The 26254-nt window shown below is 70.6% G+C and carries 19 protein-coding genes and 1 tRNA gene; 11 read left to right on the forward strand and 9 right to left on the reverse strand.

Annotated features, from left to right (window positions below; all coding sequences use genetic code 11):
• Positions 1–51: 51 nt before the first annotated feature.
• On the forward strand, positions 52–525 hold the full coding sequence (locus ACQEVI_RS17255) for a hypothetical protein (RefSeq protein WP_432900977.1): 474 nt from the start codon (positions 52–54) through the stop codon (positions 523–525).
• A 146-nt stretch (positions 526–671) separates the two neighbouring features.
• Here ACQEVI_RS17255 and ACQEVI_RS17260 read toward each other — a convergent pair.
• Positions 672–747 (reverse strand) — tRNA-Arg (locus ACQEVI_RS17260).
• Between the two features lie 204 nt (positions 748–951).
• Between ACQEVI_RS17260 and ACQEVI_RS17265 the strand changes: the two genes are divergently transcribed.
• The 4 genes from ACQEVI_RS17265 to lysA all read left to right on the forward strand — a co-directional run bounded on the left by ACQEVI_RS17265 (position 952) and on the right by lysA (position 6344).
• Complete coding sequence (locus ACQEVI_RS17265) at positions 952–1545, forward strand: SigE family RNA polymerase sigma factor (protein WP_432900979.1); 594 nt, start codon at positions 952–954, stop codon at positions 1543–1545.
• Positions 1542–3167: a hypothetical protein gene (locus ACQEVI_RS17270; RefSeq protein WP_432900981.1), complete on the forward strand. Its 1626-nt coding sequence runs from the start codon at positions 1542–1544 to the stop codon at positions 3165–3167. Before ACQEVI_RS17265 ends, ACQEVI_RS17270 begins: the two co-directional genes overlap by 4 nt.
• 127 nt (positions 3168–3294) lie before the next feature.
• Positions 3295–4956 carry an arginine--tRNA ligase gene (argS, locus tag ACQEVI_RS17275; RefSeq protein ID WP_432900984.1) on the forward strand — a complete coding sequence of 554 codons (1662 nt, stop codon included), beginning with the start codon at positions 3295–3297 and terminating at the stop codon, positions 4954–4956.
• On the forward strand, positions 4956–6344 hold the full coding sequence (gene lysA, locus ACQEVI_RS17280; protein ID WP_432900987.1) for a diaminopimelate decarboxylase: 1389 nt from the start codon (positions 4956–4958) through the stop codon (positions 6342–6344). Before argS ends, lysA begins: the two co-directional genes overlap by 1 nt.
• A 55-nt stretch (positions 6345–6399) precedes the next feature.
• Here the strand turns inward: lysA and ACQEVI_RS17285 are convergent, their stop codons facing one another.
• The 5 genes from ACQEVI_RS17285 to aceA all read right to left on the reverse strand — a co-directional run bounded on the left by ACQEVI_RS17285 (position 6400) and on the right by aceA (position 15202).
• Positions 6400–7071 (reverse strand): hypothetical protein, encoded by a 672-nt coding sequence (locus ACQEVI_RS17285; RefSeq protein WP_432900989.1) that lies wholly within the window; start codon positions 7069–7071, stop codon positions 6400–6402.
• A 144-nt stretch (positions 7072–7215) separates the two neighbouring features.
• Complete coding sequence (locus tag ACQEVI_RS17290; RefSeq protein ID WP_432900992.1) at positions 7216–9921, reverse strand: S8 family serine peptidase; 2706 nt, start codon at positions 9919–9921, stop codon at positions 7216–7218.
• 141 nt (positions 9922–10062) lie between these two features.
• Positions 10063–11715, reverse strand: coding sequence for a PHP domain-containing protein (locus ACQEVI_RS17295; protein ID WP_432900995.1), 1653 nt, complete (start codon positions 11713–11715; stop codon positions 10063–10065).
• Positions 11716–11942: 227 nt separating this feature from the next.
• Positions 11943–13853 carry a malate synthase A gene (gene aceB / locus ACQEVI_RS17300; protein WP_432900997.1) on the reverse strand — a complete coding sequence of 637 codons (1911 nt, stop codon included), beginning with the start codon at positions 13851–13853 and terminating at the stop codon, positions 11943–11945.
• Positions 13853–15202, reverse strand: coding sequence for an isocitrate lyase (gene aceA / locus ACQEVI_RS17305; RefSeq protein WP_432901000.1), 1350 nt, complete (start codon positions 15200–15202; stop codon positions 13853–13855). Before aceA ends, aceB begins: the two co-directional genes overlap by 1 nt.
• Positions 15203–15506: 304 nt before the next feature.
• Between aceA and ACQEVI_RS17310 the strand changes: the two genes are divergently transcribed.
• The 4 genes from ACQEVI_RS17310 (at position 15507) to ACQEVI_RS17325 (ending at position 19885) form a co-directional block, all read left to right on the forward strand.
• On the forward strand, positions 15507–16985 hold the full coding sequence (locus tag ACQEVI_RS17310; RefSeq protein WP_432901002.1) for a helix-turn-helix domain-containing protein: 1479 nt from the start codon (positions 15507–15509) through the stop codon (positions 16983–16985).
• 95 nt (positions 16986–17080) lie between these two features.
• Complete coding sequence (locus ACQEVI_RS17315) at positions 17081–17896, forward strand: CoA transferase subunit A (RefSeq protein ID WP_432901006.1); 816 nt, start codon at positions 17081–17083, stop codon at positions 17894–17896.
• Between the two features lie 3 nt (positions 17897–17899).
• On the forward strand, positions 17900–18550 hold the full coding sequence (locus tag ACQEVI_RS17320; protein ID WP_432901009.1) for a CoA transferase subunit B: 651 nt from the start codon (positions 17900–17902) through the stop codon (positions 18548–18550).
• Positions 18551–18610: 60 nt separating this feature from the next.
• Complete coding sequence (locus ACQEVI_RS17325) at positions 18611–19885, forward strand: acetyl-CoA C-acetyltransferase (RefSeq protein WP_432901012.1); 1275 nt, start codon at positions 18611–18613, stop codon at positions 19883–19885.
• A gap of 73 nt (positions 19886–19958) precedes the next feature.
• On the opposite strand, the gene nhaA is transcribed toward ACQEVI_RS17325, so the two are convergent.
• Together nhaA and ACQEVI_RS17335 are read right to left on the reverse strand one after the other, a co-directional pair.
• Positions 19959–21251, reverse strand: coding sequence for a Na+/H+ antiporter NhaA (gene nhaA / locus ACQEVI_RS17330; protein ID WP_432901014.1), 1293 nt, complete (start codon positions 21249–21251; stop codon positions 19959–19961).
• 92 nt (positions 21252–21343) lie between these two features.
• Positions 21344–21907 carry a DUF1697 domain-containing protein gene (locus tag ACQEVI_RS17335; RefSeq protein ID WP_432901017.1) on the reverse strand — a complete coding sequence of 188 codons (564 nt, stop codon included), beginning with the start codon at positions 21905–21907 and terminating at the stop codon, positions 21344–21346.
• Positions 21908–22412: 505 nt separating this feature from the next.
• On the opposite strand from ACQEVI_RS17335, the gene ACQEVI_RS17340 reads away from it, so the two are divergent.
• Positions 22413–23672 carry a PhoH family protein gene (locus ACQEVI_RS17340; protein ID WP_432905980.1) on the forward strand — a complete coding sequence of 420 codons (1260 nt, stop codon included), beginning with the start codon at positions 22413–22415 and terminating at the stop codon, positions 23670–23672.
• 284 nt (positions 23673–23956) lie between these two features.
• Entirely contained in the window at positions 23957–24724 is a 768-nt protein-coding gene (locus ACQEVI_RS17345) for a GOLPH3/VPS74 family protein (RefSeq protein WP_432901020.1), read from the forward strand.
• 97 nt (positions 24725–24821) lie between these two features.
• Here ACQEVI_RS17345 and ACQEVI_RS17350 read toward each other — a convergent pair whose 3' ends face one another.
• The gene (locus tag ACQEVI_RS17350) at positions 24822–26246 is read right to left on the reverse strand and encodes a class II fumarate hydratase (protein ID WP_432901023.1); all 1425 of its coding nucleotides are present in this window, start codon (positions 26244–26246) and stop codon (positions 24822–24824) included.
• Between the last annotated feature and the right edge of the window lie 8 nt (positions 26247–26254).

A 26254-nucleotide genomic window follows, 5' to 3' on the forward strand; every position in this document is an offset into this window, starting at 1 on the left:
TGCGTGACCAACGCACCCTCCTACCGTGGAGCGTGAACCATCAACATGCCGATGAGCCAGCAGCAGGTCGACGAGTTCTTCCGTGCGTATGCGCCAGCGGACGTCCAGCACACCGTCGCTTGGCTGGTGTCGAGCGGCTATGTGCTCGTCTCACAGGACGGCACGAACACGTTCGGCGCGCTGTTCGTCTTCGAGGGCGATTCGGTGGTACAGATCATCGTCGACCGTTCGCAGTGGTCGCTCGACATAGCTGCGGCGCCCGCGGCGGAGTTCTGGCACTACGACCTGCTGCTCGCGGCGCAGAGCAGCCAGGAGTACGGACGACGGTTCCCGGTTGTCGGTACCCGCACGTTGGGCGGGCACCTCCCGAAGCAGCTTCCGGAAGGCGTGAGCTGGCGTGAGACGCTGCCGGGCATACTTCTCTGGGTCCAGGCGAGCGACGTGACCGAGTCGGTCACCGAGGCACAACGGCAGCGCTCGATGCTCATGTGGCCACGGAACCGCGAGGGCGTCCGCGACGAATAGCAGGCCGGATGCGCGGCGAAGCTGGCCATGGACAAGTACCCGGGACGCTGACCGTGGTGGGGAGATTGGTGGGGGACAGCCTCCGACCCCGGGCAGAAAGAAGGCCCCTCATCAGGCGTCATGCCTGGTGAGGGGCCTTTTTCGGGTGGTGCGCCTGAAGGGATTCGAACCCCCGACCTTCTGCTCCGGAGGCAGACGCTCTATCCACTGAGCTACAGGCGCGTGGCCGAGATCCATGAGCTGTTGCTCACCGTATCGGCCGAAACGAGACTACCAGGTGACGGACGTGAGGAGCGCATCGATACCTGTGACACGCGTCTGGCAACCTTCCGTCGCTCGCCTGCGTCTGTGTCCCATGAATCGACGAAGAGCCCGATCCCACCGGCGTACCGACGTACGCGGGCGACGACGAACGAGGTGGTGGACATGCTGAGTGACGACGCGGCGGTCGTGGACGAAACCCGTGCCACGGTCGTGACGACGGGCACGCGCGCCGACCGGTTCACCTCGTTCGCCAGGGACCGGTCACCTGAGCTGTCCCGCATCGCCTACCTGTTGTGCGGCGACGTGCACCGGGCCTCGGACCTGGTGCAGCTTGCGCTGGAGCGGACGTACCGGGCCTGGAACAGGGTGGGCGACGGAGACCCGTTCGCTTACGCCCGCAGGATCATCGCCACTGCGCGGATCGACTCCTGGCGGCGGACCAAGCACGACGTCCTCGTCGCTCCCACCGACCTACGGCCTGGTTCCGCACCGGACGGCACGCAGCACGTCGTCGACCGCGACGAGCTGGTGCGGGCCCTGCGCCAGCTCCCGGCGGGACAGCGGCGCGTCGTCGTCCTGCGATACCTGCTGGATCGCACCGAGAAGCAGACCGCCGAGGACCTCGGGATCTCCGTGGGCGCCGTGAAGTCGGGCGCGTCACGCGGCCTCGACCGGCTGCGGGAGGTCCTGGGCAAGGGAAACCCAAGGTCAGCGACGACGGACGGCACGCCCTCGCGGAAGGAGGCGCAGTCATGAAGGAACAGAGCGACATCCTGGTGAAGCTGATCCACGACGCCGCGGGGCAGGTCGGGCCTCTGGACGGGATCGACGGTGAGGCCATGGCACGGCGGGCGATCCGCCACGAGCGCACGCGTCGCGGCGTGATCGGGGGTGCCGCGGCCATCGTGCTGGCGGCCGTGGGTGCGACAGGCGTGATCTGGTTCACCGACCGACAGGCGCTTCCGGCGCTTCTGCCGTGGTTCTCGAACTCGGGCGAGGTCCGTTCGGACGGCCTGGTCTTCGAGGTGCCGGACGGCTACGAGAAGTTCAGCCCCACGGGGGACCCGATGTGGGGACTCGACCCGGTGATCCCGGGCGAACTGGATATGGAGTCCCTTCCGTCGGCCGAGTCGTGGGTCGCCGTCGACCCGGTGGACGGTGTGCCGCTCGTCGGCAGGCAGGTCGGCAACCCGGTGGTCGACACCGAAGTGCCCGGTGCGGCGTCCGCGAAGTACTCCTGGTACTCCGCGGACGGCGCCGGCGAGCCGATGGCCGACGAGCTCACGGCGGACGCCGGCGACTTCGTGGGCGAGCTGGACGTACAGCTCGCTGACGGGACGGTCGTCAGGGTCACCATGAAGCTCCACGACGACCCCACGCCGCAGGCCACCTTCGAGCGGCTGGTCGACACGGTCCGGATCGACGAGGAGTACGAAGGCCCGGAAACCTTGCCGATGATTCCGCAGGAGGACCTGCCGCTTCTCGAGGCGGGCGAAGTACCCGCCTCCTGGCGGCAGGCAGAGTTCCACGGCCTGGAGTACGCGGCACCCGATGACTGGACGGCCGGCGGGCAGGACCTGGAGAACCCTGGCGACACGCTTATCCTCGAGCGGCAGGACGACAAGGTGGAGCTCCGGATGGAGCTGACCGACCACCTGATGTACATCGAGAACGCCCAGATCGCGGCCGAGTACGCCGAGCTCGGCGAGGACCTCCCGTACTACCGCTTCGACCTGGCGGGCTCGGACGTGGCACAGGTCCGGATCGAGCGTTTCGACGGCGAGTACCAGGCCTACATCGAGGTGCGTCGGGCCGGCGGCAGGGGCTACATGGTGAACTTCTTCGGGCGCCCCGGTGCCGGGGACCTCGACGACGACCTCGCGGCGCTCCTCGGCAGCCTCGGCTTGACCGCCGCGTCGAAGGACGGAGCCATTGCCTACGACGACCTGGATCCCGCGGACCCGCTGCTGCAGGACCCGCCGTCGGACTGGGAAGCGGACACGTTCGAGGGCCTTGAGATGAGCCTGCCGCAGGAGCTCAAGAGCGACGAAGGGACGTGGGGAATCTGGAGCAGCGACTCCCCGGACTCCTGGGAGGACCTGTCGGTCTCGCTCTGGGACCTGGAGGCGTACGAGCAGCCCTTCGACCTCGACGAGAGCGGGTACCGGTACGAGCCGCCCGGTACGACACGCGGGGTCGTGACCGTAGGGACAAGCACCGAGACCGGCGAGCCGACCTTCCTGGGGCACGCCACCTTCTGGCTGACAGCTGACGGGCGCAAGTCGTTCGAGGTCCGGTACGAGGGCTCGGGTGCGACCGAGGAACGGTGGTGGCAGATTCTCGCATCGCTGGACGCGGCGGACCTGGACGTGCCCTGACCTCTACCCGACATCTCTGCCCGACGGTGGCCGGCGCACCCAGGTGCGCCGGCCGCCGTCGGACATCGCGTTCCCGGCCTGTGGAAAGCGTGGGCCTCGTGTCGGCGCTCGCCCGTAGAATCGTCGAGTGACACCTACCCAGCTCTCCGAAGCACTCAGTGCTGCCCTCGCCGCGGCCGTCGCCGACGGCACGCTCGCCCTGCCCGCCGACGCCGTGCCGGCGTCGGTTCACGTGGAGCGACCCAGGCAGCGAGAGCACGGGGACTGGGCCACGAACGTGGCCCTGCAGCTCGCGAAGAAGGCGGGCACGACGCCGCGCGCGCTGGCCGAGGACCTGGCCGCCCGCCTCGGCGCGACGCCCGGCATCGAGTCGGTGGGCGTCGCAGGCCCGGGCTTCCTCAACATCAAGCTCGACGCCGGGGCGGCGGGCGAGCTCGCGCGCACCATCGTCGAGGCGGGCGCGGCGTACGGCCGGGGCGACGCCCTGACCGGCCAGGTCATCAACCTGGAGTTCATCAGCGCCAACCCGACCGGTCCGCTGCACATCGGCCACACCCGCTGGGCCGCGCTCGGCGACTCGCTGGGCCGCATCCTCCGCGCGGCCGGCGCCGAGGTGGCCGCCGAGTACTACATCAACGACGCCGGCGCGCAGATGGACCGCTTCGGCGAGTCCGTCCTGGCGCGCGCGACGGACACCGAGGTGCCCGAGGGTGGCTACCGCGGCGAGTACGTCAAGGAGCTCGCGGCCAAGGTGCTCGCGGACCACCCCGAGCTGCCGGAGCTGCCGCGCGACGAGGCGATCGCCGTCGCCCGCGAGGCCGGCTACAAGCACCAGCTCGCCGAGATCCGCGAGGTGCTGGCGAACTTCGGCGTGCACTTCGACGTCTGGTTCTCCGAGCGCGAGCTGCACAGCTCGGGCGCAGTCGAGAAGGCCGTGGCCCGCCTGCGCGAGCAGGGGCACGTGTTCGACAAGGAGGGCGCGGTCTGGCTGCGCACGACGGACTTCACGGACGACAAGGACCGCGTGATGATCCGGGCGAACGGCGAGCCCACCTACTTCGCCGCTGATGCCGCGTACTACCTGTCGAAGAAAGACCGCGGGTTCCCGGGCAAGATCTACCTGCTCGGCGCCGACCACCACGGGTACGTCAACCGCCTCAAGGCCATCGCGGCCTGCGCCGGGGACGATCCGGAGACCAACATCGAGGTGCTGATCGGGCAGCTCGTCAACGTCGGCGGCGCCAAGCTGTCCAAGCGCGCGGGCAACATCATCGAGCTGCGCGACCTCGTCGACTGGATCGGCAAGGACGCCGTCCGCTACTCCCTGGCCCGTTACCCCGCGGACTCGCCGCTGGAGCTGCAGGGCGAGGACATGATCAAGCAGTCCAACGACAACCCCGTGTTCTACGTGCAGTACGCGCACAGCCGCACGGTCCAGATCGGGATCAAGGCCGTCGAGCGTGGCGTGCGCCGCGCCGACGGGTTCGACCCGGCGCAGCTGTCGCACGCCTCGGAGACCGCCCTGATCGGTCGGCTCACGGAGTTCCCGCGGATCGTGGCCCAGGCCGGCGAGCTGCGCGAGCCGCACCGCGTGGCCCGGTACCTTGAGGCGCTCGCCGGCGACTTCCACGCCTGGTACAACGACGACGACAAGCTGCGCGTCACCCCGTACCCGGACGAAGAGGTCACGGACGCGCACCGTGCCCGCCTCTGGCTGAACGACGCCGTCCGCACGGTCCTCGCCAACGGCCTGGACCTGCTGGGCGTGAGCGCCCCGGAGCGGATGTGATGGGCGGCTACGTGATGGGCCCTGACGTGAGCGGCCCGCCCTGGTCGAGCGGCGTCGGCCGACTGCCGGACGGCGCGGTAGCCGTCGGGGGAGTCGACGTGCGCGAGCTCGCCGCTCAGCACGGCACGCCCGCCTACGTGCTGGACGAGGCCGACTTTCGCATGCGGGCCCGCGCGTACCGCACGGCGTTCGAGGCGGCGTTCGGCGCCGTCGGCACAGGCGTGGACGTGTACTACGCGGGCAAGGCGCTGCTCACCGTGGCCGTCGCGCGCTGGGCGCGTGAGGAAGGCCTGCGGGTCGACACGGCGTCGGGCGGCGAGCTGGCCATCGCGCTCCGAGCCGAGGTTCCCGGCGCCGAGATCGGCCTGCACGGCAACAACAAGTCCGACGCCGAGATCCTGCGGGCGCTCGACGCCGGCGTGGGCCGCATCATCGTGGACTCGCTGGTCGAGATCGAGCGGGTCGCTCGCCTCGCCCGCGAGCGCGGGGTCGTGGCACCCGTGATGGTCCGGGTGACCACCGGCGTGCACGCCGGTGGTCACGAGTACATCGCGACGGCGCACGAGGACCAGAAGTTCGGGCTGTCGGTCAACTCGGGGTCCGGGGCGACGAGCCCGGCGATGGCCGCGCTGCTCGCGGTGCTGAAGCATCCCGAGCTGAAGCTGCTGGGCATCCACTCGCACATCGGCTCCCAGATCCTCGACCCCGACGGCTTCGAGGCCGCCGCACGCGTGGTGCTGCGGCTGCGGGCCGAGCTGGCGGAGCGGTCCGGCCTGCTCGTCGACGAGATCGACCTGGGCGGCGGCTACGGCATCGCCTACCTGCCCGGCGAGGTCGCGCTCGACCCGGAGCGCGTAGCCAAGGACATCGCGCAGTCGGTGGCCGGGGTGTGCAAGGAACTCGGCACGAACCTGCCCCGGTTCTCGATCGAACCCGGCAGGGCGATCGTCGGCCCGGCGGGCCTCACGCTCTACACGGTCGGCACGGTCAAGCCGGTCACCGTGTCGGACGACGACGGCGCCGACTTCACACGCACCTACGTGTCCATCGACGGCGGCATGAGCGACAACATCCGCCCGGCCCTGTACGGGGCGGCGTACCACGCGGAACTCGTCGGCCGGTCGTCCGCCGCGGAGAACGTGCTGGCGCGCGTGGTGGGCAAGCACTGCGAGTCGGGCGACATCGTCGTGCACGAGGTGCGGCTCCCCGCGGACGTGCGGGCCGGGGACCTGCTCGCGGTCGCCGCGACCGGCGCCTACGGGCGGTCCATGGCATCGAACTACAACATGCTGCCGCGCCCGCCGGTCGTCGCGGTGTCCGACGGCGCCGCGCGGGTGCTCGTCCGCCGCGAGACCGAGGACGACCTGCTGGGCCTCGACCAGGGCTGACCCTCTCGGCTCCGGGCGTCCGCCCGGGGCCGAGAGGACCGTTCAGGCGCTCGGGTCAGACGTCCTGGGCGTCGTCGACGTGGCAGCCCTCGGCGGAGTCGCCGTACGCGTCGATGTGCTCCTCGATCTGCGTGGACAGGTCGTCGATCTGCTCGGTGAGCTTGTCCATCTCCGCGCCGATGGTCTCGACCGCCGCGACGTCGCGCGCGTTGATGGCGGCCATGAAGTCGTTCAGCCCGTCGATGTACGTGGCGGACTTCTCGTCCAGCTTCGCGGAGACCTCGAGCATCGCGTCGGCGTCACCGATCGCGCCGATGCAGGCCGCCGCGGTGCTCTCGGCACGCGACTTGGCGGTCTCCAGGCCGTCGATCGTCGCCTCTGCGTCGGCGAGGCTCTCCTCGGCGCTCGTCAGCTTGGCCGAGAGCGACGTGGCACGTGACTCCCAGTCGTCGGCCGAGACCGTGCCGAGCGCTCCCCACACGATGGCGCACACGAGCAGCACCGCGAGCACGACCACCGCGACGTTGGCCCTGACGAAGGCCACTGCCTTGTCGAGCGCCTTCGGCGGCGCGGGTTCGGAGGTGGGTACGGGCTTCGGTTCAGCAGCAGAAGCAGGGGCGGGCTCGGCGCCGGCCGGCAGGTCGCTCTCCGGCGCGGCGGGCGCCGGGTCGGGTTCGGGGGTGGGATTCAGCTCAGCGGCGGGACGCGCGCGCTCGTCGTCGGACATGCGGGCAACGTACTGGCTGAAAACTGGCGAAAAGCCCGAAAAGCAACAGATCGCAGAAAGATCACCCGCCCGTTGAGTGCTGGATATTCGCCCTTCGAACGGCTTGCAAGGGGCAAATATCCAGCACTCAACGATGGCTGACCGCTACGGGCGGTCGATGGTGATCGTCGGGGAGGTCCAGGTCTCCCAGTGCTTGGGGTTCCAGGTGTCGCCGTCGGCCTTCAGGGCCTTGAGGGAGAGCACGTAGTCGCCGTCGGGCACGGTCTTCGTGACCCCGCGGAGCGTGGTGTACGAGCCGTCCCACGCGTAGGCGGTGAGCCCGCCCGCCGTCTCGTTCCGCTCCACGCCCGTCACGTCGACGGCGAACGCGCCGCGGCGGTCCACCGGGCGGCGGGTCTCGGCGTCGAGCACCCTGACCTGCAGCGTCTCCACCTGGTGCTGGAAGTGGACGAGCGTGTACGGGATGTCGGGCAGGCCGTTGACGGTGCCGAGCGAGTACGCGGCACCCTCGGGCTTGAGCTCGTAGTCGCCCTGCGGGTCGATGCAGTCCAGGTTGATGAACTCGGTGCAGGCAGTGATGCTCCCGACCGACGGCAGGTCGGCCACGACCTCGCCGCCGGACATGACCGGCGTGATCGGGTCGATCGCCTGGTAGTCGCCCGCGTACCCGGCGTACGGCACCGAGTACTCGGTGCCGTCGCCTGCCGTGACCACGACGTACCCGCCGTAGATGAGCTGGTCGGCGTCGGTCGCCTCGGGTGCGGTGACTGCCACGCGGATCACCTCGGACTTGCCCGGCCGCAGCTTGACCGACTCGCGGCTGAACGACACGTCCGCGTAGGCGTCGGCGAACGACGGCGCGAAGGTGTTGCCGTACGTCGCGAGTGCCGGGGCGTGCGACACGGTGTAGGTGACCGTCTTCTTGGTCGTGTTGCGGACCGTCACCGACTTGGTGATGGTTCCTGTCTTGGTGCTCTCGCCGAGTGAGAGCTTCGCGGGCCGCACGGTGGCGCCGGCCTGGACGACACCGGGGATGTCGAGCATGCCCGCACCCTGCCGGTGCGCGTTGTCGAGGTAGCCGGCAGTCGGTGCCCCGGACCACGCGGCCGGGTCGGCGCTGTTCTGCAGCACGCTCCGGACCTGCGAGGCGCGCAGGCGCGGCTGCGCCTCGAGCAGCAGGGCGACGGCGCCTGCGACGTGCGGCGACGCCATCGACGTGCCGGAGTTGACGCCGTGCCCGCCCTGCTCCAGCGGCAGGGTCGAGTTGATGTTGCCGCCGGGGGCGCCGATGTCGGGCTTGAGGGCCAGGTCGGGAGACAGGCCGTACGAGCTGAACGAGCTGATCAGGCCGCCGGTCGGGCTGGGCGTGGACACCTCGCCGGCGGACCACGTGAGCGTCACCTCGGTGCCGGCGGCGAGCTCGGCCACGAGGGCCTTGCCCTCGGCCTGCGGGATGCCGATACCCGGGATGTCACGGTCCACGACGCCACCGCCTGAGAACAGGCCGGGGCTCGAGTTGTAGATCACGACCGCGGTGGCGCCCGCCGCGTGCGCCGTCGAGTACTTCTCCTCGAAGGAGCAGGAACCGCGTGCGATGAGTGCGGTCTTGCCCGCGACGTCGGCCTCCAGCGGTATGTCGACGCTGGGGCAGACGGTTCCGGCGTCGACCAGCGGGTCGGTGGTGCCCTCGGTGGGCGGGTCCGCGACGTCACCGAGACCCAGGTAGGGCACTGCCGTGCCCGACGGGTTCGCGACGACGGAGCGCGCGGTCACGTGGGTGTTGTCGAACGACGCGACACCGATGACCTTCTCGCCCAGGCCGGGCGCACCCGCCGAGTAGAGGCCCGACGCGCCCGAGTTACCGATCGAGGCGACGACGACCATGCCGCGGTCGACGAGCCGGTCGCTGGCGGTGGCCGTCGGGTAGGACGGCCAGGAGAAGGCGGAGCCGATCGACATGTTCAGTACGTCCATGTCGTCGGCCAGGGCGCGCTCCATGGCCGCGATCATGATGTCGGCGGAGGTGGAACCCTCGCAGCCGAACACGCGGTACGCCCCGAAGGAGACGCCGGGCGCCACGCCCGTGATCCCGTCGGCCCGGTCCTCGGCGTCCGCGCCGACGATGCCCGCCACGTGGGTGCCGTGGCCCTGGCAGTCGTCGGGGACGGCGTCGGGGTGCGGGACCCGCCGGTCCGGGTCGCTCGAGGCCTCGTTGTAGTCGTCGCCGACCAGGTCGTAGCCCGCGACCACGCGGCTGTTCGGGAAGCCGGGGCCGCCCAGGTCCGGGTGGTCGGTGTCGATGCCCGTGTCCATGACGGCGACCTTCACGCCCTCGCCCGTCAGGCCGAGCTCGTTCTGCGCGATGTCGGCACCCGTCATGCCGAGCGCCGTCGCCATGTCCGGCTCGTTGCCGGGGACGGTCTCCGGGATCGAGATCTGCGTCATGGGGTAGATCGCCTTGACGCCCTCGGTGCGCTGCAGCTTCCCGAGCTGGGCCGAGTCCATGTCGATGGAGTAGCCGTTGAACAGGGTGTGGAACGTGCGCCGGACCGAATAGTCGACGTCGGCGTGCTTCGCGGCCGCGCGGAACTCCTGGTGTTCGGCCGTGAGGGTCTTGCTGTCGGTGCCCGCCGACGCCGGCTCGCTCTCCAGCTCGACGAACCATGAGCCCTTGGTCTCGTTGACCAGGCTGGTGTCGACGGAAGCCGGGATCTCGTGGACCGGCGCTATCGGGTCGATGGCGCCGGCGCCTCCGACCGTCGCACCCTGGGCGGCGAGGCCCTGGGCGGTGACACCCCCGGCAGCCAGCGCGAGCGCGGCGAGCGCTCCGAGGTACCTGCTGCGATTCATTCGTGCTCCCCGTTCGGGAGGCCACCGCTTGCTACCGCGGTGGCCCTTATGTGAAGAAAGCGTGACTCGGGTGACTTTAGAGGAGCACTTCCGCGCTGGGGAAGACGCGGAGGGCAAACCGGGTGATTTTCCGGTGTGGTGCTATCGCACGTCGATGTGGATCGGGTTGGTGTAGAGCCAGGTGTCCGCCCACGGGTCGCCGTCGTTGTCGTCGTGGGGCACCGGGCCGGCCGGGTCGATCGACGCTCCGAGGTATCCGGCGCCGTGCCGGTTCCCGTCGCTGCCGCGCAACCGGATGTAGCAGGACTGCGTGATGCGGCCCAGCGGGACGCGCAGGTGATAGGTGCCGGACCGGCCGCTCGTGTCGATCTGCTCGACCACGCGTGTCTCGGGCGCCTGCCAGCTGTCGCGGTCCGTCGACGGACCGGTCACGGCACCCCGGATCACGTCCAGGTGGGCGAGCCGGGGGAGCACCCCGTGCGGGTTGGGGCGGTGTGCGCTGCGTACCTTGACCCTGAGCTCCACAGCGGTCCCGCGTTCCACGGTGAGCCGTCCGCCGAGCGTGCTGCTCCGGCCCCGTGCTCCGACCAGCCGGACGTCGAGCCCGTCGACGAGGTGTCCGTGGTCCACCCAGACCCGGCCGCGGCGCAGGCCGTCCATGACGTCGAGGTAGCCGTGCCGGGTCACGCCGACGTGGGTCCGGCTGAACTCGCCGGGCCAGAAGTCGCTGCCGGGCTGGGGCGTCCCGGTGTCCACGGGGGACGGCTTCCAGCCCAGCGAGTCGAAGCTCTCGCCGGGTGGCATGTCGCCGTCGCGCCAGGTGTCCCAGATGGTGCGGTGGTTGTCGGAGTTGGAGGTGATCGAGAACAGGCTCCCCTCTGCCAGCATCGCGTCCCACAGGCCGCCGACGGTCGCCGTCATCCAGTCGAAGCCACCGACCGTGCGGTACGCCTCGACCGGGTAGCCGGACCAGGAGTCCGGGCGCGGTGCGTTGTTGTACTCGCCGCGCTGGGCCCGCGTGCCGCCGCGGTACGCGACCCAGTCCGGGTCCGCGTCGCCCTGGGCACCGGGCGCGCCCTCCATGCCGATGCAGATCCCGCGCGCGGCGTCACGCCAGGCCCGGATCTCGTGCGGGGAGTCGATGCCGAGCCGGGACGGGTGGTTGGCCAGCACGAGGACGTCGTCGACGTAGCCTCTTGTCTTCTGGGCGGCGAGCCACCGCAGCGCGTCCACCGCGCGCTGCTCGTTCTCGGGCAGGTCGGCGTCCCAGCCGTTGAGCTTGCCGTCCCACCGCCGCTCGAACTCGCGCAGCAGCTCGACCTCGTGCCGGCCGGGTGCGGTGAACACGGTGCCGTGCTCGGCAGCCGGGATGTACCACTCCAGGCCCTGGAAGATGAGCTGGCGCGGGTTGCGTGCCCGCGCGGCCATGATCTCCTCGTGCTCGGCGGCAGCTCCCTTGTCACGGTGCCCGAAGTTGCTGTGCTCCGTGAAGACCATCCAGTCCAGGCCGAGCTCCGCGCCCTTCCGGGCGAGCTGGTCGAAGTCGTACTTGGCGTCGTGGCTGTACCGGGAGTGCACGTGGTGGTCGCCGACGAGCCAGGCCAGCTGAGGGTCCCTGTGCTTGGGCGCGGCGACGGCGGTGCCGGCGTGCGCGCCGGTGGCGAGCGCGAGCCCGCCGGCCATACCGAGGCGCAGGAACGTGCGGCGGGAGGCGCCTTGCGGGTCCAGGGACGAGGCCGGGACCGACGGATCGGCCCAGGCGGGCAGATCGGTGGCGCGGAACGGGTGGGGCATGGTTCCTCCTGCGGCAGTTCTGGGTAACGCCACAGGGTTACGCCGTCCGAAGGCCCGGAGATGAACGCGACACATCGGCTGCCTGTCGGCCGGACGTCGAGTCGCTGCCTCCCGCTGACACCGTTCCCCTCGAAGGGGAGAGCCCGACGCCGGCCGGTGGCCCCCGGGGTGGTGGGGCGGAGAGAGACGGCAACCGGCACGGCGTCGGGCAGCTTGGGGCGGGGGACTCAGACCTGGTCGGCGGGCGAGTCCACCAGGTGTCCCTGATAGGCGGGGTTCGTCAGGAACGCCGGGAAGTCGTCCTGGAGGGCGACCTGGCGGAAGATCGCCGCCGCGTCGTCGAGCCTGCTGCCGGGCTCCTGCGGGAGCGCGGCGACGACGTCGAGCAGGATCCTCTCGACCCGCTCCCGCGTGATCGGGAGCCGGTCGTCGTGGGTCACCGTGCCCGAGGCGATCCACTGCCACACCTGGGACCGGGAGATCTCGGCGGTGGCGGCGTCCTCCATCAGGTTGTCGAGCGCCGCGGCTCCGGTACCGCGCAGCCAGGCGTCGATGTAGCGGACGGCGACCGAGACGTTCGACCGCAGCCCGGCGGAGGTCACGGTCGCCCCGGCACGCCGCGCGGAGGCGATGTCGAGGAGCTCGTGCTGCCCCACGACGACGTCCGGCCGCTGCCGAGACACCTGGTTCGGCGCATCCCCGAGGACGGCGTCGAACTCGGCCTCGGCCACCGGGATCAGGTCGGGGTGGGCCACCCACGTGCCGTCGAAGCCGTCGCCGGCCTCACGCTTCTTGTCGGCCGCGACCTGCTGGAACGCCTGCCGGGTGACCTCCGGGTTGCGGCGGTCCGGGATGAACGCGCTCATCCCGCCGATGGCGTGCGCCCCGCGCTTGTGGCACGTGGCGACGAGCAGCTCGGTGTACGCGCGCATGAACGGTGCGGTCATGGTGACCTGCGCGCGGTCCGGCAGCACGTACGAGTCACCGCGTGTGCGGAAGCACTTGATGATCGAGAACAGGTAGTCCCAGCGACCCGCGTTGAGCCCCGCGCAGTGGTCACGGAGCTCGTAGAGGATCTCCTCCATCTCGAACGCCGCGGGCAGCGTCTCGATGAGCACCGTGGCGCGGATCGTGCCGCGGGGGATGCCCAGCGCGTCCTGCGCGACCTCGAACACCTCGTTCCACAGCCGCGCCTCCTTGTACCCCTCCAGCTTGGGCAGATAGAAGTACGGGCCCCGGCCGCGAGCGATCAGCTCGGCGGCGTTGTGGAAGAAGTAGAGCCCGAAGTCCACGAGGCTGCCCAGGGCGCCGCTCGTGATGCCGTTCGCGTCCGTGTAGCGCAGGTGGGCCTCGTCGAGGTGCCAGCCACGCGGGCGGAACACGATCGTCGGGAGGTCGACGATGTCGGCGGACCGCAGCGTGTACTCCTTGCCGGCCTCGTTGGTGAAGCTCAGCGAGCCGCGGATGGCGTCGTGCAGCGCGAGCTGCCCCTCGACCACGTTGGGCCACGTCGGGCTGGACGCGTCCTCGGCGTCGGCCAGCCAGCACCGGGCACCGGAGTTGAGCGCGTTGATGGTCATCTTCGGGTCGGTCGGACCCGTGATCTCGACGCGGCGGTCCTCCAGGCCGGGCGCGTTCCGGGAGCCGGCGACCCGCCAGTGCGGGTCGTCGCGCACCGGACGCGTCGAGGCCCGGAAGTCGGGGTCGCTGCCGTCCGCGATGTCCTGCCGGCGCAGCTGGCGCTGCGCGATCAGCTCGTCGCGGGCGGCGTCGAACCGGTCGTGGAGCAGGGCGAGGAACTGGAGCGCGTCAGCGCTCAGGATCTCGGCGTAGCGCGGGCCGACCGACCCGGTGACGGTGATGACGCCCCGGCGCGAGCCGGTTCGCGAGGCACCCACCCCGCCGTTCGGCAGCGAGCTCGGTGCGGAGCTCCTGTGCGTCGGCGTGGAGGCCGGGCGTGCCGAGGCCGGGTGTGCGGAGGCCGGGTGTGCGGAGGCCGGGCGTGCGGAGGCCGGGCGTGCGGCCGACGTCGGCATGGCGCCCGCACGTGCGGCGGGCGGCGTGCCGATCCCGGCGAGACCGGCGTCCGGGTCGAAGGGGTTGGCGCCCTGCGGGCGTGTGTCGATGGTCGCGGTCATCAGAACTGCGCCGCCTCGGTGGAACCGGCCAGAGCCGTGGTGGACGAGTTGGGGTTCAGCGCCGTCGCCACGCGGTCGAAGTAACCGGTGCCGACCTCGCGCTGGTGCTTGGTGGCGGTGTAGCCGCGCGCCTCGGCGGCGAACTCCTTCTCCTGCAGCTCGACGTACGCGGTCATCTGCTCACGGGCGTAACCGTGGGCCAGGTCGAACATCGAGTAGTTCAGGGCGTGGAAGCCGGCCAGGGTGATGAACTGGAACTTGAAGCCCATCGCGCCCAGCTCGCGCTGGAACTTCGCGATCGTGTCGTCGTCCAGGTGCTTCTTCCAGTTGAACGACGGCGAGCAGTTGTAGCTCAGCATCTGGTCCGGGAAGTCGGCCTTCACTGCCTCGGCGAACTTGCGGGCGAGCTCGAGGTCGGGCGTGCCGGTCTCCATCCAGATCAGGTCGGAGTACGGCGCGTAGGCCTTGGCACGGGCGATGCACGGCTCGATGCCGTTGGTCACCTTGTAGAAGCCCTCGGCGGTGCGCTCGCCGGTGATGAACGGCAGGTCGCGCTCGTCGACGTCGGACGTGATCAGGGTCGCGGCCTCGGCGTCGGTCCGGGCGATCACGATGGACGGCACGTCGGCGACGTCGGCCGCGAGGCGGGCCGCGTTCAGGGTGCGCACGTGCTGCTGCGTCGGGATGAGCACCTTGCCGCCGAGGTGGCCGCACTTCTTCTCCGAGGCGAGCTGGTCCTCCCAGTGCACGCCGGCCGCGCCCGAGGTGATCATCGACTTCATCAGCTCGTACGCGTTGAGCGGGCCACCGAAGCCGGCCTCGGCGTCGGCCACGATCGGGGCCAGCCAGTCACGGGTCGGCGTGCCGTTCTCGGAGACGTCGATCTGGTCGGCGCGCAGGAGTGCGTTGTTGATGCGGCGGACCACCGCGGGCACCGAGTTGGCCGGGTACAGCGACTGGTCGGGGTAGGTCTGCCCCGAGAGGTTCGCGTCACCGGCGACCTGCCAGCCGGACAGGTAGATGGCCTGCAGGCCCGCCTTGACCTGCTGCACCGCCTGGTTTCCGGTCAGCGCCCCGAGGGCGTTGATGTAGTCCTCCTCGTGCAGCTGTCGCCACAGGCGCTCGGCGCCGCGGCGGGCGAGGGTGTTCTCCTCGCCGACCGAGCCGCGCAGCGCGACGACGTCCTCGGGAGTGTAGGTGCGCTCGATGCCGGCCCAGCGAGGGTCGGACTCCCAGGACTGCTGCAGCTCGGCAGCGGTCTGCACCTGGTCGCCGGTGCGCACGGGAGTCGACGCGGTCGTCGCGGACACAGTTGCCTCTGACGGGGAATCGATGGTGGGTGCGCTCATGGCGGGTCTCCTTCTCGGGAACGTCGGTCCTGGGACTTCGGTGGAACGTCGTCACCGCGCCTGCCGGGTGACGTGTTACGACCTTCTGCCCTGCGCAACCCCCTTCACAAGGAGATCTGGGTAGAAGAACTTCAGTTCTTCTGTTGAACGGAAGCCTCTCCGTATGTCACCCTCGGGCATGGCAGTTACCCCTGGCAATCGCAGAACCGCGCGAAACGTCACTTCTTCGCTTCCTACGCAGAACGGCGCAGCCCGGGCGGCGGGCCAGTCGCGCGTCCGTGTACCTGGTCAGGCTCTCGGCCGGGTGCCCAGCCAGGCTGCGACGCCGGCGGCCGGTCCGGCCGAGGCGGAGCCGGACGCACTCACCATCGGACGGCGCATCCGGCACCTGCGGACCAGCAAGGGCATGACGCTCGACGACCTCGCTTCGGCGATCGACCGGGCGCCGTCCCAGGTCAGCACGCTGGAGAACGGCAAGCGGGAGCCCAAGTTCTCGCAGCTGCAGACCATCGCCCGGGCGCTCGGCGTCGGCGTGGACGACCTGCTCTCGGCCGAGGCGCCGTCCGAGCGGGACGGGCTGGAGATCGAGCTGGAGCGGGTGCAGCGCGGCCCGCTGTTCGCGTCGCTCGGCATCGAGGGCGTACGCATCGGCAAGTCGCTGCCCCACGACGCCCTCGCGACCATCCTGGCGCTGCACCGCGAGCTCGAGCGGCTCCACACCGAGCGGGCGGCCACTCCGGAGGAGGCCCGCCGGGCCAACGGTGAGCTCCGCGACGACATGCGCGCCAAGGACAACTACCTGCCCGAGCTGGAGCAGGTCGCGAAGGAGCTGCTCGCCGACGTCGGGCACACGTCGGGCCCGCTGCCGCAACGCATGGCGGCCGAGATCGCCGCGCACCTCGGCTTCACGCTGCACTACGTGAGCGACCTGCCGCACTCGACGCGTTCGGTGATCGACACCCGGAACCGGCGCCTCTACCTGCCGTCCAAGGGCTTCCGCGGGCGTTCCAACACCCGGTCGGCGCTGCTGCAGGCGCTCGCCTCGCACGTGCTCGACCACACCGAGCCCGGCGACTACGGCGAGTTCCTGCGCCAGCGCGTCGAGGCGAACTACCTGGCGGCGGCCTTGATGGTGCCCGAGAAGCCGGGCGTGAAGTTCCTGCGCGACGCGAAGGACGAGCGCGCCATCGCCATCGAGGACCTGCGTGACGCCTTCGGGGTCTCGTTCGAGACGGCGGCGCACCGGTTCACCAACCTCGCGACCAGGCACCTCGGGATTCCCGTGCACTTCATGAAGGTCCACGAGTCCGGGATCCTGCACAAGGCGTACGAGAACGACGGCGTGCGGTTCCCCTCGGACGCGCTGGGCGCGGTGGAGGGGCAGCACGTGTGCAAGCAGTGGACGGCGCGGCGCGTGTTCGACGTCGAGGACCGGTTCAACCCGTACGCGCAGTACACCGACACGACGTCCGGCACGTACTGGTGCACCTCGCGCGTGGAGAACACGTCGGACGGCGCGTTCTCGGTGTCGGTCGGCGTGCCGTTCGCGGACGTCAAGTGGTTCGAGGGACGTGACACCGCGGAGCGGACGGCCTCGCGCTGCCCCGACGAGTCGTGCTGCCGTCGTCCGCCCGAGGAGCTCTCCGCGAAGTGGGGCGACTTCGCCTGGCCCTCGGCGCGGCCGCACGCGTCGATGCTGGCGGCGATGCCCTCGGGCGCGTACCCCGGGGTGGAGACGACGGAGGTCTACCGGTTCCTGGAGCGGCACGCTCCGGAGGACTGAGTCTGCAGTCGACGGTGGATGGAACGCGCGCTGACCGGGTGTGACACTGGCACATGGCATGACCTGCCGGTACTGGCCCGATGGAGGAGTCAACGATGACTGAAGTGGGTAGCACGGGGTTCGACAAGGTGGTCGCGAGCGCGGCCGAGGCGGTCGCCGACATACCGGACGGCGCGTCGCTCGCCGTGGGCGGGTTCGGCCTGTGCGGCAACCCGATAGCGCTGATCGAGGCTCTGCTCGCGCAGGGCACCGCCGGCCTGTCCGTGGTGAGCAACAACTGCGGCGTCGACGACTGGGGACTCGGCGTGCTGCTGAACGCCCACCGCATCGCGAAGATGACCAGCTCGTACGTGGGGGAGAACAAGGAGTTCGAGCGGCAGTTCCTGTCCGGGGAGCTCGAGCTGGAGCTCACCCCGCAGGGCACGCTCGCCGAGAAGCTCCGCGCCGGTGGCGCGGGTATCGCGGCCTTCTTCACCCGCACGGGTGTGGGCACGCAGGTGGCGGACGGCGGCCTGCCGCGCAAGTACGACGGCGCCGGCGGCATCGCCATCGCGTCGCCGGCCAAGGAGGTGCGCACGTTCGGGGACAGCACCGACGAGTACGTGCTGGAGGAGTCGATCAGCACCGACTACGCGCTGGTGCACGCGCTGCGCGGGGACCGGCACGGGAACCTCGTCTTCAACAAGTCGGCCCGCAACTTCTCGCCGCTCGCCGCGATGGCGGGGCGGGTGTGCGTCGCCCAGGTCGAGGAGCTCGTCGAACCGGGGGAGATCGACCCGGACACCGTGCACCTGCCGGGGGTCTACGTGCACCGCGTGGTGCACGTGGGCACCGACATCGAGAAGCGGATCGAGCGGCGCACGGTGACCACGCCGTCGTCGGCCGCCACTCCGGACATGAAGGGGGCCTGAACCATGGCACTGACCCGACAGGAGATGGCCGCGCGCGCCGCGCGCGAGCTGACCGACGGCATGTACGTGAACCTGGGCATCGGGCTGCCGACGCTCGTGCCGAACTACGTGCCGGAGGGCCGGCACCTGGTGCTGCAGTCCGAGAATGGGATCCTCGGCGTGGGGCCGTACCCGACGGAGGACGCGGTGGACCCCGACCTGATCAACGCGGGCAAGGAGACGGTGACGCTCCTGCCGGGCTCGTCGATCTTCGACTCCGCGACGTCGTTCGGCATGATCCGCGGCGGCAAGATCGACGCCGCGATCCTTGGCGGTATGCAGGTCTCCGCCACGGGCGACCTGGCCAACTGGATGATCCCCGGCAAGATGGTCAAGGGCATGGGCGGCGCGATGGACCTGGTGCACGGCGCGGGGCGCGTGATCGTCCTCATGGAGCACGTGGCGCGGGACGGGTCGCCGAAGATCCTGAACGCCTGCTCGCTGCCGCTGACCGGCAAGGGCGTGGTGAACCGGATCATCACCGACCTGGCGGTGCTCGACGTGACGCCGTCCGGCCTGGTGCTGCGCGAGCTCGCACCGGGAGTCACCGCCGACGAGGTGGTGGAGAAGACGGAGCCGGAGCTCACCGTGGAGCTCGTCCAGCCGATGGTCTGAGGGCTACGGGGTGCTGAGCACCGGGCGATACGCTGAAGTACGACGGCCAAAGGAGGTCTCATGACTGACCCGATCAACACTCCGGCAAGCGCCACGAGCGCGGCCCCGGGTGCGGAGAACCGCGCTGACAAGACCAGCGCTCAGAACAACCACGCAGACGACGTCGTGATCGTCTCGGCGGCGCGGACGCCGCAGGGACGGCTGAAGGGCTCGCTGGCCACGCTCAGCGCGGTCGAGCTCGGCGCGGTAGCCGCGCGGCGTGCCCTGGAGGGCGCTGGTCCGCTCGCCGCCGATGTCGACAAGGTGATCTTCGGCCAGGTGATCCAGGCGGGTGCCGGGCAGAACCCGGCCCGGCAGACGGCGGTCGCCGCGGGCGTCCCCTGGGACGTCCAGGCGGTCACCGTCAACAAGGTGTGCCTCTCGGGGCTGACGGCGATCATCGACGGCGCCCGGCTGCTGCGGACCGGCGAGGCGGCAGTGGTGCTGGTGGGCGGGCAGGAGTCGATGACGAACGCGCCGCACCTGCTGCCCGGTTCGCGGTTCGGGTTCGGCTACGGCTCTGCCGAGCTGCTGGACTCCGTGGCGCACGACGCCCTGACCGACGCGTTCGACGGCGTCTCCATGGGTATCTCGACCGAGGACCACAACACCGGAGACGTCTTCGTTTCGCGCCAGGAGCAGGACGCGATCGCCGCGTCCTCGCACCAGCGGGCCGCGGCGGCGTGGAAGGACGGGGTCTTCGAGGCGGAGCTCGCACCGGTCTCGGTGCCGCAGCGCCGCGGCGAGCCGGTAGAGGTGCGCACCGACGAGGGTGTCCGGCCCGACACCACGCCCGAGTCGCTGGCGAAGCTGCGCCCCGCGTTCGCGGGCGAGGGAACGCTCACTGCGGGCAACTCGTCACAGATCTCCGACGGCGCCTCGGCGCTCGTGCTCACCACCCGCGGCCGCGCGGAAGCGGCAGGGGTTCCGGTGCTTGCGACGGTCCGCGCGCACGGGCAGGTGGCAGGCCCGGACAACTCCCTGCACTCCCAGCCGGCCCGGGCGATCGCCCAGGCCCTGGAGCGGGAGGGCTGGACCGCCGAGGACCTTGACGTCGTGGAGATCAACGAGGCGTTCGCCGTGGTGGTCGGGGTCTCGGCGAAGGCGCTGGGGGTTCCGCTGGACCGCGTCAACGTGCACGGCGGCGGGATCGCCCTGGGCCACCCCGTCGGGGCGTCCGGGGCCCGCATAGCGGTGCACGCGGCGCACGAGCTCGCGCGCCGCGGGGGCGGACGGGCCGCCGTCGGCCTGTGCGGTGGCGGAGGCCAGGGCGAGGCGCTCCTCCTGGAGCTCTGACGCCGTAGCGCCGTCGTCGGCCGAGCTTGTCGGGACGTGGTCCCGACAAGCTCGACCGACGGACGGGCGAACCTCAGTAGGACTCGCGGTCCTTGGTGTCGCCTATGTAGCTGCGGACCTGGTCCGGCCGGCCGTCGAGGTTCATGTCGGCCGCGCGGGCCCGGCGGGCGTCCCAGCGCAGCGAGATCGCGCCGAGGATCGCGGCGAGCACAGAGGCGCCGAGAATCGCGATCTTGGCCCCGTCGGTGTGCTCCGAGTCCCCGAAGGACAGCTCGCTGATCAGCAGTGACACCGTGAACCCGATGCCGGCCAGGAATGCCACGGGCAGCAGGTCGCGCACGCCGATGCCGTCGGGCAGCCGCAGGGGCGTGATCCGGGTGACCAGTGCCGTTGTCGCGAGCACGCCGATGAGCTTGCCCAGCACCAGGCCGGCGGCTATCGCGGCGACGACCGGCTGGCCGATCACGGCGCCCGGACCGTCGCCGTCGACCAGGGAGACACCCGCGGCGAAGAACGCGAACACGGGCAGCGCGATGCCGGAGGAGAGGGGCTTGAGCCGATGCTCGTACCGGGTGGTGCGGGACTTCGCCTCGCCGTGCATGGCGATCGCCGGGACGGTGAAGCCCAGCAGCACGCCCGAGATGGTCGCGTGGACGCCGGACGCGTGCATCAGCGCCCACGCGACCACCGCGAGCGGCAGCAGGACGAACCACCGTGGCTTCCGCGACCGGACGTGCCACAGGAAGAGCGCGACGCAGACGAGCGTGCCGAGCAGGGAGAGCCAGTGGATCTCGCTGGTGTAGAAGATCGCGATGACGACGATCGCGAGCAGGTCGTCCACGACGGCGAGCGTGAGCAGGAAGGTCCGGATCGCCGTCGGCAGGCCGCGGCCGAAGATGGCGAGCACGCCCACCGCGAACGCGATGTCCGTGGCGGTGGGGATGGCCCAACCGTGCAGGGCGCCGGGTGCACCGAGGCTCAGGACGACGGCGACGTAGATCAGGGCGGGCAGGGCCATGCCGCCGACCGCCGCGATCATCGGGACGCCCGCTTCCTTCGGGTTGCGGAGGCTGCCGGCGACGAACTCCTGCTTGAGCTCCACGCCGACCACGAAGAAGAAGATCGCGAGCAGGCCGTCCGCGGCCCAGGTGCTGAGGGACAGATCCAGGTGAACCGGCAGCGGCCCGATCGCGGCGGGACCGACCACCGTCGCGGACAGTGCCTGGTAGGCGTCTCGCCAGGGGGAGTTCGCCCAGAGCAGGGCGAGGAACGCGGCCCCGATCAGGAGCGCACCGCCCGTGGTCTCACGGGAGGCCCAGGTCCGGAGCCGCTTGATTCGGGTGGGGGCGACGGCGTCAGAGCTCAACGCGGGTCCTCTCGGGTCTACGGATCGTCGAAAAGGGAGCGGTCGACCCGGTCCACGCCGACCAGACTTCCCGGCACAGCCTGAGCTTCACCCTACTCGGAGGCGAGCCCCGCACAGACCGCGCGCAGCCTGGTGACCGTGTTCCAGTTCCGGGCGGTGGTCGGTGCCCCGGCTGCCCTGTCGACGACCTTCGGCGTGAGCTTCGACCGGCCGATCCCGTCCGCGTAGTGCACGTACAGCACCCCAGCGCCGGTCGCGAGCAGCTCGCGGCCCGCGTTGGCCAGGTCGAGCCGGGCGATGCCTGCCTCGTCCAGGTCGCCGAACGGGACGTGCACCTGGAGCTGCGCCGGATGATCCCGCGCGGCGGCAGCGAAGGGGTTGGCTCGGGCTATCGCCTCCAGCCGCTCGGCACTCAGGGCGACGGCGGCCACGTCCTGACCCAGTCGCTCGGTGAGGCAGCGCTGTACCAGGTGTGCGACGTCGGCGGACGTGGACGCGCCGGAAGTGCCCGGCGTGACCACGAGGTTGCCGCTGTTGAGGAGGGTGCGGGCGGCTCCGAGCCCGGCGTCGGCGGCTGCGCCGATCAGGTCGGCGGACGTCACGCGCAGGCCGGGTCCGACGTTGACGGCGCGGAGCAGGACGGCGAAGGAATCCATGCGTCCCATCCTGACGCTTCGGCGAGCCTTCCAGCGAGTTTTACGATTCCTTGGGGCGATCGTCAAGTTATTACCAACGTGTGAACAGTTCGTGACAACTTGCGACCCGCCGGGGCGCGGGTCTGGTCATGGGATGGCAGTGCGCGTAGTTTCCATTTCAGGGACGGCACCCAGTCGCCCCTTCGGGAGGCCAACCTATGGAGTGCTCGCTCCGTGGAGAAGGGCCGGTCCCGGCTCTGTGCCACGACGCGGCATACCGAGTCGGTCATCCGGCCCATCCACCAGCCCCGGTTCGTCCGGGTCGGTTCCGCCGACAGGCGGTACTCGCCAGGTAGTGACGAGGCTGTCACGGCGCCTCGGCGCCGGAGGGAGAACCGCAGTGAGCCAATCCGCACACACCACCCGTCCGTCCGACCAGAGTGCCGACGCCGCTCCCGGCGCGGCAGGTGACGAACGTAGGACCTTCGTCATCGACACGTCTGTGCTGTTGAGTGATCCCAAGGCGATGTTGCGGTTCGCGGAGCACGATGTAGTACTCCCGATCGTCGTGATCACGGAGCTGGAGGGCAAGCGGAACCACGCCGAGCTCGGGTACTTCGCCCGGAGCGCCCTGCGGATGCTGGACGGGCTGCGCGTCCAGCACGGCCGCCTCGACGCACCGGTCCCTGTGGGGGACTCGGGCGGCACGCTCCGGGTGGAGCTCAACCACGTGGACCCGACGGTCCTGCCCGCAGGGTTCCGGCTCGGCGACAACGACACCCGCATCCTCGCGGTGGCCGCCAACCTCGCGGCCGAGGGCAACAGCGTCACGGTGGTCTCCAAGGACCTGCCGATGCGGGTGAAGGCGTCCGCCGTCGGCCTGCAGGCCGAGGAGTACAAGGCTGAGCTCGCGGTGGACTCGGGCTGGACCGGGATGCGCGAGATCGACCTGTCCGACGAGCAGATGGGCGCTCTCTGGGACAACGACTCGGTCGAGATCGCGGCACTGGACCCGGCGACGGTCGAGGCCGCCTCGCCGCTCCTCGTGCACACGGGGATGGTGGTGCACTCGCCGGGCGGTTCCGCGCTCGGCCGCGTGACGGCGGACAAGCGGGTGCAGCTGGTCCGCGGTGACCAGGAGGTGTTCGGGGTCCACGGGCGCTCGGCGGAGCAGCGTGTGGCCATCGACCTGCTGCTCGACCCGGACATCGGGATCGTCTCGCTCGGCGGCCGGGCCGGCACGGGCAAGTCGGCACTCGCCCTGTGCGCCGGCCTGGAGTCCGTGCTGGAGCGGCAGAAGCACCGCAAGGTGGTCGTGTTCCGGCCGCTGTACGCCGTGGGCGGGCAGGAGCTGGGCTACCTGCCCGGGTCGGAGTCCGAGAAGATGAACCCGTGGGCGCAGGCCGTCTTCGACACGCTCGGGGCGCTGGTCTCGCCCGCGGTGCTGGAGGAGGTCATCGAGCGCGACATGCTCGAGGTGCTGCCGCTCACGCACATCCGCGGGCGGTCCCTGCACGACGCGTTCGTCATCGTGGACGAGGCGCAGTCCCTGGAGCGGAACGTCCTGCTCACGGTGCTCTCGCGGATCGGTCAGGGGTCGCGCGTGGTGCTCACCCACGACGTCGCCCAGCGGGACAACCTGCGGGTGGGGCGGCACGACGGCGTCGCGGCGGTCATCGAGGCGCTCAAGGGGCACCCGCTCTTCGCGCACGTGACCCTCACCCGGTCCGAGCGGTCGCCGGTGGCGGCGCTGGTGACCGACATGCTGGAGCGGCTGGAGGTCTGATACGTAGGGTCCGTGGTCGCGCCGGCCGCACGATGTCAGACGCTCAGGTCACTCCAGTGACCTGAGCGTCTGACATGTTCGTAACTCCTGGCACAGAAGAGGCGTGCCGCCGGACGGAACCCCCCAGCCCCGCAGTCCGGCGGTACGCCTCTTCGAGTGCATGAGCGACAGTAGCAGACTTAGGTAAGGCTAACCAAAGGATCTCGCCGACAGTTGTGACCCGTTTCCAGGGTGGCTGTCTCAATACGGGCGTTGTCTCGCTTGTCGGATATAGCATCGGGGCCATGCTGATTGCCGAAGACTTCCTGCTGCTCGCCGTCGACGACGAGACGGGCAAGACCGCCAACGTCGACAACCTGGGTGTTCGCCTCGCCGGCGCACTCCTCGCGGACCTCGCCGCCGCGAACAAGACCCTCATGCGGGGCGCGCCGGAGGCCGGCGCGACCAAGGAGGAGCGCGAGAAGGCCGGGGACGCCACGATCCTCGTCACCGACAACGCGCCCACCGGCCACGTGGCGCTCGACGCCGCCCTGCAGGCCGCGCTCGCCGCCCCTGACGCGCCCGCGCGCAAGATCGTCGAGGCCATCTCCGAGAACGCGGAGGAGAACCTCCTGGCCGCCCTCGTCGAGCGCGGCGTTCTCGAGAAGGAGGAGACCAAGCTCTTCCGCATGCTCCCGATCACCCGCTGGCCGGCCGCCGACTCGAGCCACGAGACCGCGCTGCGCGCCAACCTCACGAAGGTTCTCGTCGAGGGCGCGGAGCCCGACGAGCGCACCGCCACCCTGATCTCCCTGCTGCACGGCTCGGGCCTCATCGGTGGCCTGGTCGGCAAGGAGCAGCGCAAGGCCGCCCAGGACCGCGCCGAGGAGATCGCCGGCAGCGAGTGGGGCGTCGCGACCGTCGCCACCCAGGTCGCCATCGCGGCGACGGTGGCCACCGTCGCCACCGTGGGTGTCGCCGCTGCGGCGTTCATCCTGCTGTCGAACGACGCCGAGAAGACCGCTGACGCGGCCGCGCCGGCCGCCGAGTCGGTAGAAACCCCGGTGGCCTGACCTAAACCAATTGTTGTGAGCGTGATCGTTGCGCCTGGATCGGACGCTCAGGCGCAACGATCACGTTCATGACGAAGTGGTTCCCTCGGGCCGAGCGTCAGGCCCGCGGCGGGCGCGTCATCGACAGCACGTCGAGCGCGGTGTCGAGCTGCGCCTCGGTGACCTCGCCACGCTCGACGAAGCCGAGGTCGATCACTGCCTGCCGCACGGTGATGCCCTCCTTGACGGCGGTCTTCGCGACCTTCGCGGCGGCCTCGTAGCCGATCACACGGTTCAGCGGCGTCACGATCGACGGGGACGACTCGGCGAGCGCGCGGGCCCGGTCGACGTTCGCGGTGATGCCGACGACGGTCTTGTCCGCCAGCACGCGCGACGAGTTCGACAGCAGCCGGATCGACTCCAGCACGCCCTGGGCGATCACCGGGATCTGCACGTTGAGCTCGAACGAGCCGGAGGCACCTGCCCACGCCACGGTCGCGTCGTTGCCGATGACACGCGCGCACACCATGAGCACGGCCTCGGGGATGACGGGGTTGACCTTGCCCGGCATGATCGAGGAGCCCGGCTGCAGGTCGGGCAGCGCGATCTCGCCCAGGCCCGTGTTGGGGCCGGAGCCCATCCAGCGCAGGTCGTTGCAGATCTTCGTCAGCGAGACCGCGATGGTGCGCAGCGCACCCGACAGCTCGACCAGGCCGTCGCGGGCCGACTGGGCCTCGAAGTGGTCGCGGGCCTCGGTCAGCGGCAGGCCGGTGTCCTCGGCGAGCAGGGCGATGACCCGCTGCGGGAAGCCTGCCGGGGTGTTGATACCGGTGCCGACGGCGGTACCGCCCAGCGGCACCTCCGCGGCACGCGGGAGCGCTGACTGCAGGCGCTCGACGCCGTAGCGGACGGCGGCCGCGTACCCGCCGAACTCCTGGCCCAGCGTGACCGGGGTGGCGTCCATGAGGTGCGTGCGACCGGACTTCACGACCTCCGCGTACTCCACGGACTTCGCCTGGAGTGCCTCCGCCAGGTGGGTGAGCGCCGGGACCAGGTCGTTCACGACACCCGAGGTCGCGGCGACGTGCACGGAGGTCGGGAAGACGTCGTTCGACGACTGCGACGCGTTGACGTGGTCGTTCGGGTGCACGTCCTTGCCGAGCGCGGCAGTGGCGAGCGTCGCGAGGACCTCGTTGGTGTTCATGTTCGACGATGTGCCCGAGCCGGTCTGGAAGACGTCGATCGGGAAGTGGCCGTCGTGCTTGCCGGAGGCGACCTCGTCCGCGGCGGCGACGATCGCCTCGGCGATGTCCTTGTCGAGCACGCCGAGCTCCGCGTTCGCGGTGGCGGCGGCCTTCTTCACGCGGGCCAGGGCCTCGATGTGCGAACGCTCGAGGGGGGTGCCGGAGATCGGGAAGTTCTCGACGGCACGCTGCGTCTGGGCGCGGTAGAGGGCGTTCTTCGGGACGCGCACCTCACCCATGGTGTCGTGCTCGATACGGAACTCGGTGTCGCCGGACGGGACGACGGTGTCAGCAGTCATGGTTCTAT

Source organism: Promicromonospora sp. CA-289599 (assembly GCF_050936155.1).
In the GTDB taxonomy this organism is placed as follows: Bacteria; Actinomycetota; Actinomycetes; order Actinomycetales; family Cellulomonadaceae; genus Promicromonospora.

Bases quoted from the DNA above. Each gene is read 5' to 3' on its own strand.
- ACQEVI_RS17255 (WP_432900977.1), top strand. From the start codon at position 52: ATGAGCCAGCAGCAGGTCGACGAGTTCTTCCGTGCGTATGCGCCAGCG.
- ACQEVI_RS17265 (WP_432900979.1), top strand. From the start codon at position 952: ATGCTGAGTGACGACGCGGCGGTCGTGGACGAAACCCGTGCCACGGTC.
- ACQEVI_RS17270 (WP_432900981.1), top strand. From the start codon at position 1,542: ATGAAGGAACAGAGCGACATCCTGGTGAAGCTGATCCACGACGCCGCG.
- lysA (WP_432900987.1), top strand. From the start codon at position 4,956: ATGGGCGGCTACGTGATGGGCCCTGACGTGAGCGGCCCGCCCTGGTCG.
- ACQEVI_RS17285 (WP_432900989.1), bottom strand. From the start codon at position 7,071: ATGTCCGACGACGAGCGCGCGCGTCCCGCCGCTGAGCTGAATCCCACC.
- ACQEVI_RS17290 (WP_432900992.1), bottom strand. From the start codon at position 9,921: ATGAATCGCAGCAGGTACCTCGGAGCGCTCGCCGCGCTCGCGCTGGCT.
- ACQEVI_RS17295 (WP_432900995.1), bottom strand. From the start codon at position 11,715: ATGCCCCACCCGTTCCGCGCCACCGATCTGCCCGCCTGGGCCGATCCG.
- aceB (WP_432900997.1), bottom strand. From the start codon at position 13,853: ATGACCGCGACCATCGACACACGCCCGCAGGGCGCCAACCCCTTCGAC.
- aceA (WP_432901000.1), bottom strand. From the start codon at position 15,202: ATGAGCGCACCCACCATCGATTCCCCGTCAGAGGCAACTGTGTCCGCG.
- ACQEVI_RS17315 (WP_432901006.1), top strand. From the start codon at position 17,081: ATGACTGAAGTGGGTAGCACGGGGTTCGACAAGGTGGTCGCGAGCGCG.
- ACQEVI_RS17320 (WP_432901009.1), top strand. From the start codon at position 17,900: ATGGCACTGACCCGACAGGAGATGGCCGCGCGCGCCGCGCGCGAGCTG.
- ACQEVI_RS17325 (WP_432901012.1), top strand. From the start codon at position 18,611: ATGACTGACCCGATCAACACTCCGGCAAGCGCCACGAGCGCGGCCCCG.
- ACQEVI_RS17335 (WP_432901017.1), bottom strand. From the start codon at position 21,907: ATGGATTCCTTCGCCGTCCTGCTCCGCGCCGTCAACGTCGGACCCGGC.
- ACQEVI_RS17340 (WP_432905980.1), top strand. From the start codon at position 22,413: ATGTTGCGGTTCGCGGAGCACGATGTAGTACTCCCGATCGTCGTGATC.
- ACQEVI_RS17345 (WP_432901020.1), top strand. From the start codon at position 23,957: ATGCTGATTGCCGAAGACTTCCTGCTGCTCGCCGTCGACGACGAGACG.
- ACQEVI_RS17350 (WP_432901023.1), bottom strand. From the start codon at position 26,246: ATGACTGCTGACACCGTCGTCCCGTCCGGCGACACCGAGTTCCGTATC.